Origin of the sequence: Klebsiella sp. HMSC16A12 (genome assembly GCF_001808265.1) — a bacterium.
GTDB classification, from domain to species: Bacteria; Pseudomonadota; Gammaproteobacteria; order Enterobacterales; family Enterobacteriaceae; genus Klebsiella; species Klebsiella pneumoniae.
In genome coordinates this window covers 46,792-66,749 of record NZ_KV792606.1, presented here as the reverse complement: position 1 = coordinate 66,749, position 19,958 = coordinate 46,792, and the positions used below count along the sequence as shown (strand labels likewise).

16 protein-coding genes are annotated in these 19,958 nt (G+C 54.4%); 10 read left to right on the top strand and 6 right to left on the bottom strand.

From position 1 onward, the window contains the following. Positions 1-537: 537 nt before the first annotated feature. From cra to leuO, 4 genes are all read right to left on the bottom strand, one after another. Positions 538-1,542, bottom strand: a complete 1,005-nt coding sequence (gene cra, locus HMPREF3140_RS11660; protein ID WP_004145952.1) for a catabolite repressor/activator — start codon at positions 1,540-1,542, stop codon at positions 538-540. 180 nt (positions 1,543-1,722) lie between these two features. Further along, a complete protein-coding gene (ilvN, locus tag HMPREF3140_RS11655) occupies positions 1,723-2,214 on the bottom strand; it encodes an acetolactate synthase small subunit (RefSeq protein WP_002888536.1) in 492 nt (163 codons plus the stop codon). Positions 2,215-2,216: 2 nt separating this feature from the next. Then, the gene (ilvI, locus tag HMPREF3140_RS11650; protein ID WP_002888534.1) at positions 2,217-3,941 is read right to left on the bottom strand and encodes an acetolactate synthase 3 large subunit; all 1,725 of its coding nucleotides are present in this window, start codon (positions 3,939-3,941) and stop codon (positions 2,217-2,219) included. Positions 3,942-4,335: 394 nt separating this feature from the next. Next, positions 4,336-5,304, bottom strand: coding sequence for a transcriptional regulator LeuO (gene leuO / locus HMPREF3140_RS11645; protein WP_004192013.1), 969 nt, complete (start codon positions 5,302-5,304; stop codon positions 4,336-4,338). Between the two features lie 613 nt (positions 5,305-5,917). Here leuO and leuL point away from each other — a divergent pair. The 9 genes from leuL to aroD all read left to right on the top strand — a co-directional run bounded on the left by leuL (position 5,918) and on the right by aroD (position 16,096). Next, positions 5,918-6,004: a leu operon leader peptide gene (gene leuL / locus HMPREF3140_RS27330; protein ID WP_004222662.1), complete on the top strand. Its 87-nt coding sequence runs from the start codon at positions 5,918-5,920 to the stop codon at positions 6,002-6,004. Positions 6,005-6,099: 95 nt separating this feature from the next. Further along, a complete protein-coding gene (leuA, locus tag HMPREF3140_RS11635; RefSeq protein ID WP_004178594.1) occupies positions 6,100-7,671 on the top strand; it encodes a 2-isopropylmalate synthase in 1,572 nt (523 codons plus the stop codon). Then, positions 7,671-8,762, top strand: coding sequence for a 3-isopropylmalate dehydrogenase (gene leuB, locus HMPREF3140_RS11630; RefSeq protein ID WP_002888487.1), 1,092 nt, complete (start codon positions 7,671-7,673; stop codon positions 8,760-8,762). Before leuA ends, leuB begins: the two co-directional genes overlap by 1 nt. 2 nt (positions 8,763-8,764) lie before the next feature. Further along, complete coding sequence (gene leuC, locus HMPREF3140_RS11625; protein WP_004177417.1) at positions 8,765-10,165, top strand: 3-isopropylmalate dehydratase large subunit; 1,401 nt, start codon at positions 8,765-8,767, stop codon at positions 10,163-10,165. Positions 10,166-10,175: 10 nt separating this feature from the next. After that, positions 10,176-10,781 (top strand): 3-isopropylmalate dehydratase small subunit, encoded by a 606-nt coding sequence (gene leuD / locus HMPREF3140_RS11620; RefSeq protein WP_002888481.1) that lies wholly within the window; start codon positions 10,176-10,178, stop codon positions 10,779-10,781. Between the two features lie 395 nt (positions 10,782-11,176). Then, complete coding sequence (locus HMPREF3140_RS11615; RefSeq protein WP_023279856.1) at positions 11,177-13,210, top strand: oxidoreductase; 2,034 nt, start codon at positions 11,177-11,179, stop codon at positions 13,208-13,210. Between the two features lie 11 nt (positions 13,211-13,221). Continuing rightward, positions 13,222-14,085: a shikimate dehydrogenase gene (locus HMPREF3140_RS11610; RefSeq protein WP_032410820.1), complete on the top strand. Its 864-nt coding sequence runs from the start codon at positions 13,222-13,224 to the stop codon at positions 14,083-14,085. Positions 14,086-14,095: 10 nt separating this feature from the next. Then, entirely contained in the window at positions 14,096-15,310 is a 1,215-nt protein-coding gene (locus tag HMPREF3140_RS11605) for an MFS transporter (RefSeq protein ID WP_023279857.1), read from the top strand. A gap of 30 nt (positions 15,311-15,340) precedes the next feature. Then, a complete protein-coding gene (gene aroD, locus HMPREF3140_RS11600; RefSeq protein ID WP_070552992.1) occupies positions 15,341-16,096 on the top strand; it encodes a type I 3-dehydroquinate dehydratase in 756 nt (251 codons plus the stop codon). 37 nt (positions 16,097-16,133) lie between these two features. On the opposite strand, the gene HMPREF3140_RS11595 is transcribed toward aroD, so the two are convergent. After that, positions 16,134-17,030: a LysR family transcriptional regulator gene (locus HMPREF3140_RS11595; protein ID WP_002888455.1), complete on the bottom strand. Its 897-nt coding sequence runs from the start codon at positions 17,028-17,030 to the stop codon at positions 16,134-16,136. 231 nt (positions 17,031-17,261) lie between these two features. Between HMPREF3140_RS11595 and HMPREF3140_RS11590 the strand changes: the two genes are divergently transcribed. Beyond that, a complete protein-coding gene (locus HMPREF3140_RS11590; protein ID WP_023279862.1) occupies positions 17,262-18,572 on the top strand; it encodes an MFS transporter in 1,311 nt (436 codons plus the stop codon). Positions 18,573-18,605: 33 nt separating this feature from the next. Here HMPREF3140_RS11590 and HMPREF3140_RS11585 read toward each other — a convergent pair whose 3' ends face one another. After that, positions 18,606-19,790 carry a sugar efflux transporter gene (locus HMPREF3140_RS11585; RefSeq protein WP_004147046.1) on the bottom strand — a complete coding sequence of 395 codons (1,185 nt, stop codon included), beginning with the start codon at positions 19,788-19,790 and terminating at the stop codon, positions 18,606-18,608. Positions 19,791-19,958 lie beyond the last annotated feature (168 nt).

The window sequence follows — 19,958 nt, the reverse complement described above, 5'->3', positions numbered from 1 at the left end:
CTCAAAAACCCATTATTTACAGCCGACATTAGCCCTGATGAAAAAATCATCAACAGGCGAGGCAAATTAACGTTATGAATACGTGTAAGAAAATAACCAACAAACTCGTAACAGTTATAAACAACAGAATATCTTCGGCGGGAAAATATAAAGTGTCAGTTTGCGACGCGAGCGGCATTTTAGGCCATTATGCCGGCCGTTAACAGTACCTGTTGCTGGCAGAGGGACTGGCCAGGCGCGGGATATGACGGGGAAGAAAGCGTGGCGCGTACAAAATGAGTGTTAATTCAGCAATTAACCTGATGAATGTAACAAAATAATACAATTAAAGTCCGCGCAGTCATTTTTTGTACCCCATTTGGAGTCACAAAACGATGGTCAGTGAATAAAATAAAATAACGCGTAAAGAAGTTTAGGGATTTGTCTGAAATATATTCAGTTTTGCATTTTGCACGTCAATTGCCTGATTTATCGCCAGCGGCCTGCTTACGGTCAGGCCTGCCAGGTTTATACCTGGGCGCTGGCGATATGGCGCCCTTAGCGGCGATTCAGGCTACCGCGACGATAGAGATTACGGCGAATACGGCTAAGACCCGGCTTCGGCTTGCGAGGTTCGTCGAGGCTGGCGAGGACGATCTCCAGCACCCGCTCAGCGACATCGCGATGACGCTGGGCCACGGCCAGTACCGGACACTGCAGAAAATCGAGCAGCTCATTATCACCGAAGGTGGCGATCGCCAGCTCGGAGGGCAGTTTACCCTCGCGACGCAAGGTCACATCCATTACGCCCTGCAGCAGCGGGAAAGAGGTGGTAAACAGCGCCTGTGGCATCGGATGGGTTTCAAGCCATTTCTCAAACAGCTGGGCCGCCGCTTCGCGCTCATAGCTGTTGGCATAGAGATAATGCACCTCACGTGGATCGTCCTGCCAGGCTTTACGGAAGCCCTGTTCGCGCAGGAAGCTCACCGACAGCTCCGGCAGCGCGCCGAGATAGAGCACCGTTTCGCCAGGAAACGTCCGCAGCTCAGCTGCGAGCATCTCGGCGTCATCCTGGTCAGCGCCAACCACGCTGGTGAAGTGCTCGCGATCGAGGGCGCGGTCGAGGGCGACAATCGGAAACGGGTCGTTAGCCCAGCGCTGATAAAAAGGGTGCTCCGGCGGCAGCGAAGTAGAGACAATGATAGCGTCCACCTGGCGCTGCAGCAGATGCTCGATACAGCGCATCTCGTTATCGGGCTGATCCTCCGAGCAGGCAATCAGCAGCTGATAGCCGCGCTGACGCGCCTGACGTTCGAGATAATTTGCAATCCGGGTATAGCTGGTGTTTTCCAGATCCGGGATCACCAGACCGATAGAGCGTGTGCGTCCTGCACGCAGGCCAGCAGCGACCGCATTTGGGTGATAGTTGTGCTCTCGCACCACAGCCATCACTTTTTCGACCGTTTTATCGCTTACGCGGTACTGCTTCGCTTTGCCATTAATCACATAGCTCGCGGTGGTTCTTGAAACACCGGCCAGCCGGGCGATTTCATCCAGTTTCACAATTGCCCCTTGGGTAAGAAGTGCCAAACATAACCATTATTCAGGTATGGAATCCTTTTTATAACATCTAAGCGCAGAATAGTTAGCGCAGCAACCGCTTTCGCTTACAGTTCCTACTGATTTCGCAAAAAAAAAGCCCGACAGTCTCTGCCGGGCTATTTTTACAGCAGTTCCCGATCCTTAGCGCATGATTTTATCACCGCGAGACAGGCCGACCACGCCGGAGCGAGCCACTTCCACAATCCGAGCGACATCGCGCAGCGAGGCCAGAAATGCATCCAGCTTATCGCTGGTGCCGGCGAGCTGGACGGTATAGATAGAAGGCGTCACGTCGATAATCTGTCCGCGGAAGATTTCGGTGTTGCGCTTCACTTCTTCACGGCCATAGCCGCTGGCCTGAACCTTCACCAGCATAATTTCGCGTTCAACATGAGCCCCCTGCCCCAGCTCGCTGACCCGCAGGACATCCACCAGCTTGTGCAGTTGCTTTTCAATCTGCTCAATCGCTTTTTCATCGCCCACGGTCTGAATGGTCATTCTGGAGAGAGTGGGATCGTCCGTCGGCGCGACAGTCAGGCTTTCTATATTATAGCCACGCTGGGAAAAGAGGCCGATAACGCGGGACAATGCGCCCGATTCGTTTTCCAGTAATACCGATAATATCCGGCGCATAATCAGGTCCTCTCCGTTTTGCTCAACCACATTTCATCCATGCCGCCGCCGCGGATCTGCATGGGGTACACATGCTCACTGCCGTCGACGGTCACATCGACAAACACCAGCCGACGCTGGCGCACCTGCTCCAGAGCTTCAGCAAGCTTCGTCTCCAGCTCCTGCGGCTCGCTGATGCGGATCCCGACGTGGCCATAGGCTTCCGCCAGACGGACAAAGTCCGGTAGCGATTCCATATAGGACTGCGAGTGACGCCCGGAATAGAGCATATCCTGCCACTGCTTCACCATCCCGAGATAGCGGTTGTTGAGGTTAAGCACCAGGACCGGCAGCTCATACTGCAGCGCAGTGGAGAGTTCCTGAATGTTCATCTGGATACTGCCGTCACCGGTCACGCAGACCACCATTTCGTCCGGCAGAGCCATTTTGACCCCCAGCGCAGCCGGTAGGCCAAAGCCCATGGTGCCGAGACCACCGGAGTTAATCCAGCGCCGCGGTTTATCGAAGGGGTAATACAGGGCGGCGAACATCTGATGCTGACCCACATCGGAAGTGACGTAGGCATCGCCCTGGGTCAGCCGCCAGATAGTTTCAATTACCGCCTGCGGTTTGATTTTATCGCTCTGGTCGTCGTAGCGCAGACAATGACGGGCACGCCACTGCTCGATCTGTTGCCACCAGTCGCGAATGTCGTCCAGCGGCTGCTGCGCTTCCTCCTGCTCCAGCAGCTCCAGCATCTGCTCCAGCACCAGCCGGGCATCGCCGACGATCGGCACATCTGCCGGCACGGTTTTCGAGATTGAAGTCGGATCGATATCAATATGCAGTACCGTCGCGTTCGGACAATACTTGGCCAGGTTATTGGTGGTCCGGTCGTCAAAGCGAACGCCGACGGCAAAAATCACGTCCGAGTGGTGCATGGTCATGTTGGCTTCATAGGTGCCGTGCATCCCCAGCATCCCCAGCGCCTGCGAGTGTGTCGCCGGGAAAGCGCCAAGTCCCATCAAGGATGAGGCCACCGGCAGCTTCAGTTTTTCCACCAGCTCGCGCAGCTGAGGTTCGCAATGCGCATTGATCGCCCCGCCGCCGACGTAGACGACCGGCTTACTTGCGGCCACCAGGGTCTGCAGGGCGCGTTTAATCTGCCCTTTATGGCCACTGGTGGTTGGGTTATACGAGCGCATGCTCACTGCGTCCGGCCAGACGTAAGGCAGCTTCTTCGCCGGATTGAGAATATCCTTCGGCAGATCGACCACTACCGGACCGGGGCGACCGCTGGCCGCCAGCCAGAAGGCTTTCTTCAGCACGCCGGGAATATCTTCGGTCTGCTTCACCAGGAAACTGTGCTTCACCACCGGACGGGAAATCCCCACCATGTCGCACTCCTGGAAGGCATCGTAGCCGATAAGCGAGGTGGCTACCTGCCCCGAGAGGATCACCAACGGAATAGAGTCCATATAGGCTGTCGCAATGCCAGTGATGGCGTTCGTCGCCCCAGGCCCAGAGGTCACCAGCACCACGCCGACCTCCCCGGTCGCCCGCGCCAGGCCATCCGCCATATGCACCGCCGCCTGCTCGTGACGAACCAGCACATGATCGATACCGCCAAGGGTATGTAACGCATCATAGATATCGAGGACTGCGCCTCCGGGATAGCCGAATACTTGCTTGACGCCCTGATCGACAAGCGATTGGACGACCATCTCGGCTCCTGACAACATCTCCATGGTTTGCCTCCAGGCTTATTGTTTTACGACAGCGGAACTCAATTTCCGCGCGCTCGCACGATGCGAAGGAGTGGTCCTCCGCATTGAGGTGAATGTACTGCATGCCACTACCATAACTGCTCGCCAGCAGGCAGGCAATTCGCCGCAGCTGAGGCCTTATTTCTTGAATAAGAAGAAAAGAAAGCGGTGAGGGGAAAATATGGTGAATTGCTTCAGAGATAAGAAAAGAGAATGGTAAATACTCGGCGAAAAAGGGTGATAACAGGAATAGATCCATTTTTCACGAACACAACGAACCCCTCGCGCAAGGTAAACAGAATAAAATTCTGCTTTATTTGATTTATGTCATATAAAAAAAGGAGCCGAAGCTCCTTTGCTATCTATCGTCGTTGGGTCAGCGCTTGCAAATGTCCACCAACAGCTCTTCCATCCACTGGTGGCCTTTATCACGACCAGCGGCTTCGTGCCAGGAGAGATAGCAGGTCCGACTGTTGACCTTCAACGGCAAAGGTAATATTTGCAGGGCAAGCTTGTCAGCAAATTCATCTGCCAGCCAGCGCGGGGCAATGGCCACCATCTGGGTTTGCGATACTACGTTTAATACGCTGACCATCGCATTACCCTGATAGGCGATACGCGCTTGTTTATCGGCCGTGTCATACCACGGCAAACTAAATGAGGCATACCGGTCGAGAGCAACGGCGGCATGCTCCTCGCGATAAATATCCGCCTCCATCATCGGCCCGGAAATACGCGGATGGTTGCGACTGGCGACCAGGACCATTTCGTCTTTAAATAACGGAACGCAGGCAAACTCAGGGCGACGGAACTCTTCATAACCGATTACGAATTCTGTTTCCTGATAACGTAGCTGATGTTCCGTATTTTGATTCAGCGCAGACTTAAAGACTAAATGAATATTGGGTGCTATCTCTGCAACTTTATTAAAAATAACCGACGTCAGGATGTTATCCAGCGGGCTGCAGACGCACAGATGGAACACGCGCTCACTGCTCAGCGGTTCAAAACCGGAGCCTGGCAATTCGTTTTGGACCAGCTGCAGCGCCTGGCGTACCGAGCCAAACAGCTGATAGGCGCGCGCCGTCGGCTGAATACCGCGGCCATAGCGCACAAAAAGCTCGTCATTAAACATCACTTTCAGTCGTGAAACCGCATTGCTCACCGCGGGTTGTGACATGCCGAGCGTATGGGCGGCACGAGTAATATTCTGCTCTTGCATAACCGCATCAAAAACGGTAAGCAGATTGAGATCAACCATCCGTAGTTGAGGTTTAACGACTTCCTGTCCGGGGGCTGATTTATATTCTGGAGTTTCAATTAACATATCTAATTCCGCCGTCACGATGAATTCCCTTCACTAAACCGCTATAATTAGCGCCGAAAATATCATTTACCATGCAAATGACATTTACAAAATAGCAAAAGAAATTTTTAGGAATATATCAAGGCTATGAGTGGCAGTGAAGAAACGGTCTTGATCAAAAAATTGAGCCGCTCAAACCATACTGATTACTTAATGATGATAAGTGTAACCATAATCCATAAAAATAAAAACAGCACCACGAGTTAACTGTAACTTAAGCAATAATAAAGTATTTTATTTTTCCCTCCATAAAATTAACAAACCCTTATCATTGAAAAATAATCCGCTAGCGTTCGAATACATTCACAGGAAAAATAAATTTAATATTTTCATCCAGATACCGTTTTTTGTCCCTTCATTGGCGACACCTCTTCGACGATGCCTTGAATGCAAAGCACTTTTTCAAATGAAACAAATGGGGATAAACCGCCTTCGGTCCAAAATAGGATCTTCGGCAAAATGGGGCTTACATCAGCACATTTTGCTAATTCATTTAGTCAGCCCAAAACGCTTTTTCCATGCCAGGGGTTGACTTTAAAACAGCTATCCAGTAACTCTAAAAGCATAACGATTTCATCTGGAGTTTGACGCAATGATTCGCACCGCTCGTATCACCAGCCTACTACTACTAAACGCATGCCATTTGCGCGGTAGGCTGTTGGGCGACGTTCAGCGTTAAGTCATCTTCCAGCAAGACTATAAAACCCGCGCCTTGGCGCGGGTTTTTTTATGCTCGTCAACAAGGCGCCAGGACACAGACTAAGGATCCAAACCATGAGCCAGCAAGTCATTATTTTCGATACGACCTTACGTGATGGCGAACAAGCGTTACAGGCAAGCCTGAGTGTCAAAGAGAAGCTGCAGATCGCACTGGCCCTTGAGCGAATGGGGGTCGACGTAATGGAAGTCGGTTTCCCGGTATCCTCGCCGGGCGATTTTGAATCGGTGCAAACCATCGCGCGCACCATTAAAAACAGCCGCGTGTGCGCCCTGGCGCGCTGCGTTGAGAAAGATATCGACGTGGCGGCGGAATCGTTAAAAGTGGCCGAGGCTTTCCGTATTCATACCTTTATTGCCACCTCGCCGATGCATATCGCCACCAAACTGCGCAGTACGCTGGATGAGGTTATTGAGCGCGCGATCTATATGGTGAAGCGGGCACGCAACTACACTGACGACGTTGAGTTCTCCTGTGAAGACGCCGGCCGTACGCCGATTGCCGATCTGGCTCGCGTCGTGGAAGCGGCGATCAACGCCGGCGCCACCACCATTAATATCCCGGATACCGTCGGCTATACCATGCCGTTCGAATATGCCAACATCATCAGCGGCCTGTATGATCGCGTGCCGAATATCGACAAAGCAATTATTTCCGTCCACACCCATGATGATCTGGGCATCGCTGTCGGTAACGCCCTCGCCGCGGTCCACGCCGGTGCGCGCCAGGTAGAAGGTGCGATGAACGGTATCGGCGAACGCGCCGGCAACTGCGCGCTGGAAGAAGTGATCATGGCGATCAAAGTGCGCAAAGACATCATGAACGTGCACACCAACATTAATCATCATGAAATCTGGCGCACCAGCCAGACCGTCAGCCAGATCTGCAATATGCCGATCCCGGCGAACAAGGCCATCGTCGGCACCGGCGCCTTCGCCCACTCCTCCGGCATTCACCAGGACGGCGTGCTGAAGAACCGCGAAAACTACGAGATCATGACCCCGGAATCTATCGGCCTGAACCAGGTGCAACTGAACCTGACTTCCCGCTCCGGCCGCGCGGCGGTGAAACACCGGATGGAAGAGATGGGCTACCAGGAGAGCGATTACAACCTGGATCATCTGTACGACGCATTCCTGAAGCTGGCGGACAAAAAAGGCCAGGTCTTCGATTACGATCTGGAAGCGCTGGCCTTTATCAACAAGCAGCAGGAAGAGCCAGAGCATTTCCGCCTGGATTACTTCAACGTCCAATCCGGATCCAGCGATATCGCCACCGCCTCGATCAAACTGGTCTGCGGGGATGAGATCAAAACCGAAGCCGCCAACGGCAACGGTCCGGTCGATGCTATCTACCAGGCGATTAACCGCGTCACCGACTACAACATTGAATTAGTGAAGTATGGCTTAAGCGCGAAAGGCCACGGCAAAGACGCCCTGGGCCAGGTGGATATCGTCGTTGACTACAATGGCCGCCGCTTCCATGGCGTTGGTCTGGCAACGGATATCGTAGAGTCGTCAGCCAAAGCGATGGTTCACGTGCTGAACAACATCTGGCGCGCCGCCGAAGTCGAAAAAGAATTGCAACGCAAAGCTCAGAATAAAGAGAACAATAAGGAAACCGTGTAATGTCGAAGAATTACCATATTGCCGTTTTGCCGGGTGATGGCATTGGCCCGGAAGTGATGAACCAGGCGATGAAAGTACTGGAAGCCGTGCGCCAACGTTTTGCCATGCACATTACCACCAGCCAGTATGACGTTGGCGGGGCGGCCATCGACCGTCAGGGAACTCCCCTGCCGCAGGCGACCGTCGCCGGATGCGAGCAGGCGGATGCGATCCTGTTCGGCTCCGTCGGCGGTCCGAAATGGGAGCACCTGCCGCCGGCGGAACAACCAGAGCGTGGCGCGCTGCTGCCGCTGCGTAAACACTTTAAACTGTTCAGCAACCTGCGCCCGGCCAAACTGTATCAGGGGCTGGAAGAGTTCTGCCCGCTGCGCGCCGACATCGCTGCTAACGGCTTCGACATTCTCTGCGTACGCGAACTGACCGGCGGCATCTACTTCGGCCAGCCGAAAGGCCGCGAAGGCAGCGGTCAGCATGAGAAAGCCTTTGATACCGAGGTGTATCACCGCTTTGAGATCGAGCGTATCGCGCGCATCGCTTTTGAATCCGCCCGCAAGCGTCGTCACAAAGTGACTTCCATCGATAAGGCCAACGTTCTGCAGTCCTCCATCCTGTGGCGCGAAATCGTCAGCGAGATCGGCAAGGAGTATCCGGACGTTGAGCTGGCGCATATGTATATCGATAACGCCACCATGCAGCTGATTAAAGATCCGTCCCAGTTCGACGTGCTGCTGTGCTCCAACCTGTTTGGCGACATCCTCTCCGACGAGTGCGCGATGATCACCGGCTCGATGGGTATGCTGCCGTCCGCCAGCCTCAATGAACAAGGTTTTGGCCTGTACGAGCCGGCGGGCGGTTCCGCACCGGATATCGCCGGCAAAAATATCGCCAACCCGATCGCGCAGATCCTCTCCCTGGCTCTGCTGCTGCGCTACAGCCTCGACGCTGACGAAGCGGCGACCGCCATTGAAAACGCGATCAACCGCGCCTTAGAAGAAGGGGTTCGAACCGGCGACTTAGCGCGCGGCACGGCGGCGGTCAGCACTGATGAAATGGGCGATATTATTGCCCGCTATGTCGCAGAAGGGGTGTAATCATGGCGAAGACGTTATACGAAAAATTATTTGATGCGCACGTAGTGTATGAGGCGCAGAACGAAACCCCGCTGCTGTATATCGACCGCCATCTGGTGCACGAAGTCACCTCTCCGCAGGCGTTTGACGGCCTGCGCGCCCATGGCCGCCAGGTGCGCCAGCCGGGTAAAACCTTCGCTACCATGGATCATAACGTCTCGACGCAGACCAAAGACATTAACGCGTCCGGTGAGATGGCCCGCATTCAGATGCAGGAGCTGATTAAGAACTGTAAAGAGTTCGGCGTTGAACTGTACGACCTGAACCACCCGTATCAGGGCATCGTCCACGTCATGGGCCCGGAACAAGGGGTTACCCTGCCGGGGATGACGATCGTGTGCGGTGACTCCCATACCGCCACCCACGGCGCGTTCGGTGCGCTGGCGTTCGGTATCGGCACCTCCGAAGTGGAGCATGTGCTGGCGACCCAGACCCTGAAACAGGGCCGCGCGAAGACCATGAAAATCGAAGTCCAGGGCAAAGCGGCGCCGGGCATTACCGCCAAAGATATCGTGCTGGCCATCATTGGTAAAACCGGTAGCGCCGGCGGCACCGGCCATGTGGTTGAGTTCTGCGGCGAAGCGATCCGCGATCTGAGCATGGAAGGGCGTATGACCCTGTGCAACATGGCGATCGAGATGGGCGCCAAAGCGGGCCTGGTCGCGCCGGACGAAACCACCTTCAATTACGTACGCGGCCGTCTGCATGCGCCGAAAGGCAAAGATTTTGACGATGCCGTAGCGTACTGGAAAACCCTGAAAACCGACGACGGCGCGACGTTTGATACCGTGGTGACGCTGCAGGCGGCGGAAATTGCCCCGCAGGTGACCTGGGGCACCAACCCGGGCCAGGTGATCTCGGTGACGGATAACATCCCCGATCCAGCGTCGTTCAGCGATCCGGTGGAACGCGCCAGCGCCGAAAAAGCGCTGGCCTATATGGGGCTGAAATCCGGGATCCCGCTGACGGAAGTCGCTATCGATAAAGTGTTTATCGGCTCCTGCACCAACTCGCGCATCGAAGATTTACGCGCCGCGGCGGAAATCGCTAAAGGGCGTAAAGTGGCGCCGGGCGTCCAGGCGCTGGTGGTGCCGGGTTCTGGTCCGGTGAAAGCGCAGGCGGAAGCGGAAGGTCTGGATAAGATCTTTATCGAAGCCGGCTTTGAGTGGCGCTTACCTGGTTGCTCTATGTGTCTGGCAATGAATAATGACCGCCTGAATCCGGGCGAACGCTGTGCCTCAACCAGCAACCGTAACTTTGAAGGCCGTCAGGGCCGCGGCGGACGCACGCACCTGGTGAGCCCGGCAATGGCCGCGGCGGCAGCCGTTACCGGCCATTTCGCCGATATCCGTAATCTGAAGTAAGGAGACCATCATGGCAGAGAAATTTACCCAACATACCGGCCTGGTGGTTCCGCTGGATGCTGCAAACGTCGATACCGACGCGATCATCCCTAAGCAATTTTTGCAGAAGGTCACCCGCACCGGCTTTGGCGCGCACCTGTTTAACGACTGGCGCTTTCTCGACGATAAAGGTCAACAGCCGAACCCGGAGTTCGTGCTGAATTTTCCTGAGTACCAGGGGGCATCGATACTGCTGGCGCGGGAAAACTTCGGCTGCGGCTCCTCGCGCGAGCACGCGCCGTGGGCGCTGACCGATTACGGCTTTAAGGTCGTTATCGCCCCGAGCTTTGCCGATATCTTTTACGGCAACAGCTTCAATAACCAGCTGCTGCCGGTGACCCTGAGCGACGAGCAGGTCGACGAGCTGTTCAAGCTGGTGCAGGCCAACCCGGGCATTACGTTTGAAGTGGATCTGGAAGCGCAGGTAGTTAAAGCCGGGGATAAAACCTACAGCTTTAAGATCGACGATTTCCGCCGCCACTGCATGCTCAACGGCCTGGATAGCATCGGCCTGACGCTGCAGCATGAAGCGGCGATCTCCGACTATGAACGCAAGCTGCCGGCGTTTATGAATTAACCTTTGGGCCCGGTCATTTGATCGGGCTTTTTATTTTATTGCGGAGAAAATTGCGATCTCACGCACAAAAACCAATTTTAATTTGCTGATTGTCAGACCTTACCGCCACCCTGCCCTACCGCCTAAAGAAGAATTATTCCGCTTTCCTCCCCTTCTCCAGCACTGTTTATGTATTTTCCCTGCACTGCAAGTAAAAATAAGGCACGAGTGTTTAATATAAAAATATAAGAATGTGAAGAAAGCGTTAATCTCATAGAGAACCCCTATGGCTATGCACAAAAAAAAGCATTATTTTTCGATTTTTCCCCTCGTTATCTTTTGCCACAGAGAAATATTAACTAAGGACACGCCTGGGCCCCGCATATCGGCCTCCCGGCCTCCTGTGGAGAGAAGAGATGAGCCACTATCCGCACCTTTTCAGTCCGTTGACCATCAACGGTATGACGTTAAAAAACCGCATTATTATGCCCCCTATGGGCACCAATATGGCCACGCTCAATGGCGAGGTGTCGCAGGAACAGCTGGAATACTACGAACTGCGGGCCAAAGGCGGCACCGGGCTTATCACCATCGAAAATATTTGTATTGATTTCCCCTTCGCCTCCAACGGCACCACCCAACTGCGCATCGATAACGATCAATATATTCCACGGCTGTTTAAATTAACCGAGACCCTGCATAAACATGGCGCCTGCGTATCCATTCAGTTAAATCATGCCGGCGCTTCCGCTTATGCCTACCGACTGGAAGGCCAGACGCCGCTCTCCTCTTCTACAACACCGTCGAAGAAGCACGGTAATATTCCGCGTCCGATGACCCATGAGGAAATATATCATGCGGTAGAAAAATTTGGTGACGCCGCGGAGCGCGTTCGGCGCGCAGGTTTTGACTGCGTCGAAATTCATGCCGGTCACTCCTATTTAATTAGCCAGTTTTTATCGCCGCTGTTTAATAAGCGCACTGATGAATTTGGCGGCAGCGTCGAAAATCGCACCCGGATATTGAGTCTGATTGTCGATAAAGTGCGCGCCTGCGTGGGGCCGCGTTTTCCGGTCAGCCTGCGCATCAGCGCCGACGACTTCCTCAAGGGCGGCAATACCCTCGAAGATTCCCTGCGTATTCTTGAGCTCTGCCAGGAGAAGGTCGATATCATCAACGTCTCTGCGGCGCAGAACGATAACCTGAATCTGCAAATCGATCAGATGTCGCTGGAGGATGGCTGGAAGCGCTATCTCTCCCGCGCGGTGCGCGATAAATTCCATAAACCCACCGTCATCGCCGGCAATATTCGCACTCCGCAGGTAGCCGAAGATATCCTCGCCAGCGGCGATGCCGATCTTATCGCCATTGGCCGCGGTCTGATTGCCGAGCCGGAGTGGGTGCAGAAAGTGCAAGGCGGAAAAGAGCGTCTGATGCGCAAATGTATCTCCTGCAACATCGGCTGCGCCGACCATCGCATCGCCCGCTCGCGCCCGCTGCGCTGTTCGATTAACCCGGATATTATTCACGGTGACGCCTATAAAATGCGGCGCGTGAATCGCGACACTAACGTGGTGGTCATCGGCGCCGGCACCGCCGGGATGGAAGCCGCCTGCACCGCGGCGGAAGTTGGTTGCCATACCTGGCTGCTGGAAGCGAAAAACCACGTCGGCGGCCTCGCCAGCGAAATCTCCCGCCTGCCGGAGAAAAAACGCATCGCTGATTTCCCGCAGTTTATGAAAAATCGTATCGCCTCGCTGGACAACCTGATGCTGCAGATCGGCAAGCGGGCCGACGTGGCTTCAGTTTCCGCCCTGCGTCCGCATCTGATCGTCAACGCCACCGGCTCAACGCCGCTGCTGCCGCCCATTGAAGGCTTGCGGGAAAACATTGACGTCGAGAACGGCAAGATCTTTTCCATTACCGGCATGATCGACAATCTGGCGAAATTTACCGATATCAAGGGCAAACGCATCGCCGTAGTCGGCGCCGGCGCCGTTGGCCTTGACGTTATCGAATACTTTACCGCTCGCGGCGCACAGGCGGTGCTAATCGAGATGCAGGACGCCGCCGGCCGCGATCTCGACATCATAACCAAAAATGCCATGTTGACCATGCTCGACGAGCACCAGGTCGAACAGCACATGAATACCCAACTGATGGCGGTCGCTGCCGACCATTTCCAGGTGAAAAATACACAGCAAACCTTCGATATTCCCTTCGACTACGGCTTTGTCTGTCTGGGGATGCGCGCCAACCGGATGGGTCTCGACGAGATCGAGCGCTGGGCCAATGCCAATAACGTCAAAATCATGAACATCGGCGACAGCGTGATGGCGCGACGCATTATCGATGGCGTCCGCGAAGGCCGCAACGTACTGGATGCACTGGAAGACATGGGTGCGCTGGGCAGCCGCGAAGCACAACGAATTCCCTTTCTAACTTATTGAGGATTTTTGTCATGGCAGAACGTATTACTGGACACACTGAGCTGATTGGCCTGATCGCCACCCCGATTCGTCACAGCATGTCGCCCACCATGCACAACGAGGCTTTCGCCCATCTCGGGCTGGACTACGTCTATCTCGCTTTTGAAGTTGGTAACCAGGAGCTAAAAGACGTGGTGCAGGGCTTCCGGGCGATGAAGCTGCGCGGCTTTAACGTCTCTATGCCGAACAAAACCGAAATTTGCCAGTATCTCGATAAACTGTCGCCGGCGGCACAGCTGGTCGGGGCGGTCAATACCGTGGTCAACGACGACGGCGTACTGACCGGACATATCACCGATGGCACCGGCTACATGCGCGCCCTTAGCGAAGCCGGTATCGATATCATCGGCAAGAAGATGACCGTACTCGGCGCCGGCGGCGCGGCAACGGCGCTCTGCGTCCAGGCAGCACTGGATGGCGTGAAGGCGATCTCCATCTTTAACCGTCGCGATAAATTCTTCGCCAACGCAGAAGAAACCGTGGCCAAGATCCGCCACAACACCGACTGCGAGATCCATCTGTTCGATCTCGACGATCATGACAAACTGCGCGCCGAAATTGACAGCAGCGTGATCCTGACCAATGCCACCGGGGTCGGCATGAAGCCGTTCGAAGGCCAGATGCTGCTACCTGACGAAAGCTTCCTGCGTCCGGACCTGATCGTCTCCGACGTCGTCTACAACCCGCGCAAAACCCACCTGCTGGAAGTGGCCGAGAAAAAAGGCTGCCGCACGCTGAACGGCCTGGGAATGATGCTGTGGCAAGGCGCGCGCGCGTTCGAAATCTGGACGGGCAAACAGATGCCGGTTGATTACATCAAGAGCATTCTGTTCTAAGAGGCGAATGATGAAAAATAAATACATCCCTACTGCGGCAGGGCTGTATCTCAACTACCTGATCCACGGTATGGGGGTGCTGTTAATCACCCTCAACATGGCCCATCTTCAGGAACAGTGGGGAACAGACAAAGCCGGCGTATCGATCGTTATATCTTCGTTAGGTATTGGTAAGTTAGCGACCATCGTGACCGGATTTCTCTCGGATCGCTTCGGTCGCAAGCCCTTTATCTATCTTGGGATCCTTAGCTACCTGATCTTTTTCGTCGGCATCCTGCTGACCAAAAATATCTATCTGGCTTACGTGTTCGGCATTATGGCGGGCCTGGCGAACAGCTTCCTCGACTCCGGTACCTATCCGGCGCTGATGGAATCTTTCCCGCACTCTGCCAGCCGGGCCAACGTGCTGATCAAAGCCTTCGTCTCTGCAGGGCAGTTCCTGTTGCCGTTCATTATCAGCTTCCTGATATGGGCAAATCTGTGGTTCGGCTGGTCGTTCGTGATTGCGGCAGCACTCTTTGTACTGAGCGGGATTTATCTGCTTAAAATGCCGTTCCCTGACAGCCAGGCAGCGAAAAAAGAGGAAGCCCCTACGGCACAGGCGGAAACAGCCGTCCGGCCACAGGCTAATAAGATGGATATGGTGATCTTCACCCTGTACGGTTATATCGGCATGGCGACCTTCTATCTGGTCAGCCAATGGCTGGCGCAGTACGGCCAGTTCGTCGTCGGCCTGCCCTATGCCTCGGCGATTAAACTGCTTAGCATCTATACCGTCGGCTCGCTGGTCTGCGTCTTTGTAACTGCCGCCTTCGTCAAAGAGGTGTTTAGCTCGGCCATTGCGATGATTATTTATACTGGCCTGTCGATGATTTCGCTGCTGCTGGTGTGCCTGTTCCCGACGCCGATAATGGTGACCGGCTTTGCTTTTGTCATCGGCTTTGCCGCCGCTGGCGGAGTGCTGCAGCTGGGTGCGACAATCATGGCGATGAGCTTCCCGAACGGAAAAGGCAAAGCAACCGGCATCTTCTACACTGCCGGCAGTATCGCCAGCTTCACGATCCCGTTGATCACCGCAAAGCTTTCGCAGATCAGTATTGCCAGCATTATGTGGTTTGATTTTCTGATCGCCGTTATCGGCTTTGTGATCGCCCTGTACATCGGCTATCGTCAACTGCAGGCTCGGGCGGCGCAAAAAGTGTCACGCACCGCAGTCACCGCCTGAAGTACAACGCGAAAAATAATGGATACCTACATGACAAATGCAGTAACCGTAAAGAACATCACCTTTCAGGAAGGGGAAACCCTCATTTGTGTACCGCTGATCGGTAAAACCCTGGATGAGATACTGGGTAACGCCCACGGCCTGGTCGATGCCGGCGCTGATATTATCGAATGGCGCGTTGACCACTTTGCCCAGGTCAGAGAGATGGCCCAGGTGATGGCCGCGCTGGCGGAAATCCATGGCGCGCTGAAAGCGCTTCCGCTGCTGTTTACCTTCCGCAGTAAGAAAGAAGGTGGCGAAACCGAGCTCAGCGACGAAGCCTATTTTGCGCTCAACCGCGAGGCCGCACGCAGTGGACTGGTTGATGTTATCGATATCGAACTGTTCAATGATGAAGCGCAGATCCGCGCGCTGGTTGACGATGCGCATGCCGCGGGCGTCAAGGTGATCATGAGTAATCATGATTTCCATAAGACCCCCGCTCAGGAAGATATTATCTATCGCCTGCGCCGCATGCAGGATCTGGGGGCCGATCTGCCGAAGATCGCGGTGATGCCGCAGTCGCCGCAGGACGTACTCACCTTGCTCGCCGCCACGCTGACCATGAAAGAGAAGTATGCGACGCGTCCGCTGATCACCATGTCGATGGGCAAATCCGGTGGCGTTAGCCGGGTCACCGGGCGCTTGTTCGGTTCGGCGATGACCTTCGGTACCGTTGGTCAGGCCTCCGCGCCGGGGCAGATCGCCATCGCTAAGCTGCGTGAAGTGATGGATATTCTCTCCTGATATCCGGATGGCCCGGAGGTCACATCCGGGCCATCCGTTAACAGATCTTCTGGCTGTCGTGGATAACCACATTTTTAAATGACTCCAGCGCCGGAGAGAGCCCCTTGTCTTTCATGGTCGCCAGATAGATATAGCGGGGGGGGATGGTGTTTTTAATCTTCAGGATATGGACATTGTAATAGGAGAGCGCGGTGATGCGCGGCATAATCGCGATCCCGTAGTCAATACTCACCAGCCCGGCCATCGCCGTATCCTCATCCACATAGCAGGCGATCTCCGGCACCAGCTTTTGCTGCATAAATACATTATCGATAAACGGACGTAAGCCGCTATTTTCTGAAAAATAGATATACGGATAATGAATCGTCTCCACCAGATCGACTTCATGTTCATATAGCCGGGCCAGCGGATGATCCTTTGCCGTGACCACCACCAGTTCCTGCTGGATCACCGGAATAAAATCGATATCGGGTTCATCGGCAATATAAGAGCAGATCGCCAGATCGACTTTTCCGGCCTTCAGCTCCTGCAACAGCGTCAGCGATGTCCCTTGAGTAAAAGAAAAAGTCACATTGTGACATTCAGGTGAAAGAGAATATTTATTAATTAACTGTGGAACAACATACTCCCCCATCGTGTAAATAAAGGCGATGCGAATATTCTCTTTATTCTCAGCGCCATTTTTTTGCAATATCATGCGTCCGTTCTCCAGCGAGGCCAGCGCATCTTCAACATACGGCAAAAAACGCTTGCCGTTTTGGGTAATTTTTACGTTCCGCCCCTGTCTGGCGAATAGCGCGACCCCTAACTCCTTCTCCAGCTCCGATATCGCGTGGCTTAGCGAGGGCTGGGTGATGCACAGACTGGAGGCGGCTTCGGTGTAATGCTCAGTTTCAGACAGACGTTTAAAATAATAAAGTTGCTTTAGGTTCATTATTTTTACCCGTATAATATAAGAATAAATGCACTGACGCTAATATACCATGCAAGCCACCAATAATGCGCATGAACGGGTAAATATCGGCGTTACATCAAATATTATTTGACGAAGGGCATGAATGTGCCACAAGGCATTGCCATTCATAGATACTACCTATAGCTCCTGGAGATATTTTTGCATATTAGAATATATGCAAAAATATTTTAAACTTTAAAGGAACTCGCTATGAGTATGTCAAACTCTCAGGAAGTCCTCACTTCCACATCGGGGGCGAAAAAAAGAAGCCGCGTACGGATAGTTATTCTGCTGCTACTTTCCGTCGGAACGATGATCAATTATCTCGACCGTACCATCCTGGGTATTGTAGCGCCACAGTTAAGCAAAGAAATCCATATCGATCCGGCGATGATGGGCATCATCTTCTCCGCCTTCGCCTGGACTTATGCGCTGGCGCAGATCCCCGGCGGGATGTTTTTAGACCGCTTTGGCAACAAAGTGACCTATGCCCTGTCAATTTTCTTCTGGTCGCTGTTTACCCTGCTGCAAAGTTTCACCCTCGGCCTAAAATCCCTGCTGCTTCTGCGCCTGGGACTCGGCGTCAGCGAAGCGCCCTGCTTTCCGGCCAACAGCCGCATCGTCAGCACCTGGTTCCCTCAGCATGAGCGCGCGCGGGCAACGGCAACGTATACAGTTGGTGAATATATAGGGCTGGCCGCTTTCTCGCCGCTGTTATTTTTAATTCTCGAACATCATGGCTGGAGAACGCTTTTTTTCCTCACCGGCGGATTAGGTATTTTATTTACTTTAGTGTGGTGGCGTTTTTATCATGAACCGCATGAATCGCGCACGGCTAATCAAGCGGAGCTGGAGTATATCGGCGCAAACAGCATTAACAATAAAATCCAGAACGTTCCATTTAACTGGCGTGACGCCAGACGCCTGCTGGGCTGTCGCCAGATCCTCGGCGCCAGCCTGGGTCAGTTCGCCGGCAACACCACACTGGTCTTTTTCCTGACGTGGTTTCCCAGCTACCTCGCCAACGAGCGCCATCTCCCATGGCTGCACGTCGGCTTCTTCGCCACCTGGCCCTTCCTTGCCGCCGCGATTGGCATCCTCTTCGGCGGCTGGATCTCCGACCGGTTGTTGAAGCGAACCGGCTCCGTCAACATCAGTCGAAAGTTACCAATAATTTCCGGTTTATTGCTGTCCAGCTGTATTATCGCGGCGAATTGGGTAAGCGCCAATAGCACCGTAATTATTATCATGTCGGTGGCTTTTTTTGGCCAGGGGATGGTCGGTCTGGGCTGGACCTTAATTTCGGATATTGCCCCGGAAAATATGGCAGGCCTCACCGGCGGCATATTTAATTTCTGTGCCAATATGGCCTCGATTATCGCACCACTGATAATTGGTGTGATTATTTCCGCCACGGGTAATTTCTTTTACGCGCTGATCTACGTCGGCCTGACGGCGCTGATTGGGGTGATTGCCTACATTTTTATCATCGGCGACATTAAGCGTATCGAACTCAAGTAGGCCTGGTCGCCCCGGCGATGCCGGGGCGAGTAGTCAGATATCCTTCACCTTGCTGGTCAAAAACAGCGTCACCAGCGAAATGGCCGCGATCGTCCAGTAGACGCTGGCGTGACCATAGCTCTGGGACAGCGCCCCCTGCATCACGCCGGCAAGGATCACGCCGGTGGAAATACTGTTGGTGAACAGGGTGGTCGCCGCTCCCGCCCGTCCCGGCATTAAATCCTGGAACCACAGCATGCCTATCCCGGCGATAATGCCGATAAAGATGGCATTGAACAGCTGCAGAGCCAGCAGCGCCGTGCGACCATGAAACAGGATCAGTCCGGCATAAAACAGCACGCCGGCGGCCACCGCCGCCACCATCATTTTACGTTTGCCAAAGCGCTTTACGTAGTAGCCGGCGAGGATCATCGCCGGTATCTCCAGCCCGGCGGCAGTGCCCATCAGGATCCCGGCCAGGCTGTCGGGAAGCCCGAGATCGCTGCTGATCCACAGCGGCATATCAATGATGTACATGGTGTTGCAGGTCCACATCAGGGTGGAGGCGATAAACAGCATACGCACGTTCTTGTCCTGCCAGCCGCCGGCCTGCGCTAGCGCCGCCGCCTCCTCCGAGGGCTGTTCCACACGCGGAACCGAAGGCAGTTTGATGGCAATCAGAGCGAGGCTAATGACAAAAATGCCCGCCGCAATGGAGAACATGGTGGTGAAGCCATAGTTGAGCGCCAGCATAAAGGCCAGCGGCGGGCCAATCACCCAAGCCAGCGACAGCTGGGCGCGCATGACCGAGCTGAACATCACCACTTCCCGCGCCGAGCTGTCGGCGTACTCCCGCGCCAGCGCGAAGAGCTGCGGCATGGCCGCGTTGGCAATGGATGCCAGCATCACGCCGCAGGTGATCAGCGTCAGATAGTGGCGGTTGAAGGCAAACAGCAGCGCATTACCCACCGCCATCAGACAGCAGAACATAATCAACCGCCGCCGGTCGCCGCGGCTATCGGAGCGCTTGGCCAGCCACAGGCTAACCAGGATCCCGGCGATGGCGTTTACGGTATAGAACAGGCCCACCCAGAACGGTTGCGCCCCCACTTCGCGGCTGAGAAACAAACTCAACGTCGGCGCCTGCAACGCGCCCGCCACGCCCATCATAAAAGCAACCAGCATAAAGGCGGCATAGACGCCGTTAAGCCGTCGTCCCATCGTCATCAACCACAGCATGGAATGTCCTTAACACACGCGAAGAAAACGAAAAAAGCCAGCAGAGGCTTTCTGCTGGCGGGTGATTCTATACTCTATGGATTTCATGCTGCAGGACAAAACGGTTAACCATTTTGCGCCGCGCTCGCGCTGGCCCTGAAAAGGTGAGTCCCGTAGAGGCGAATCACG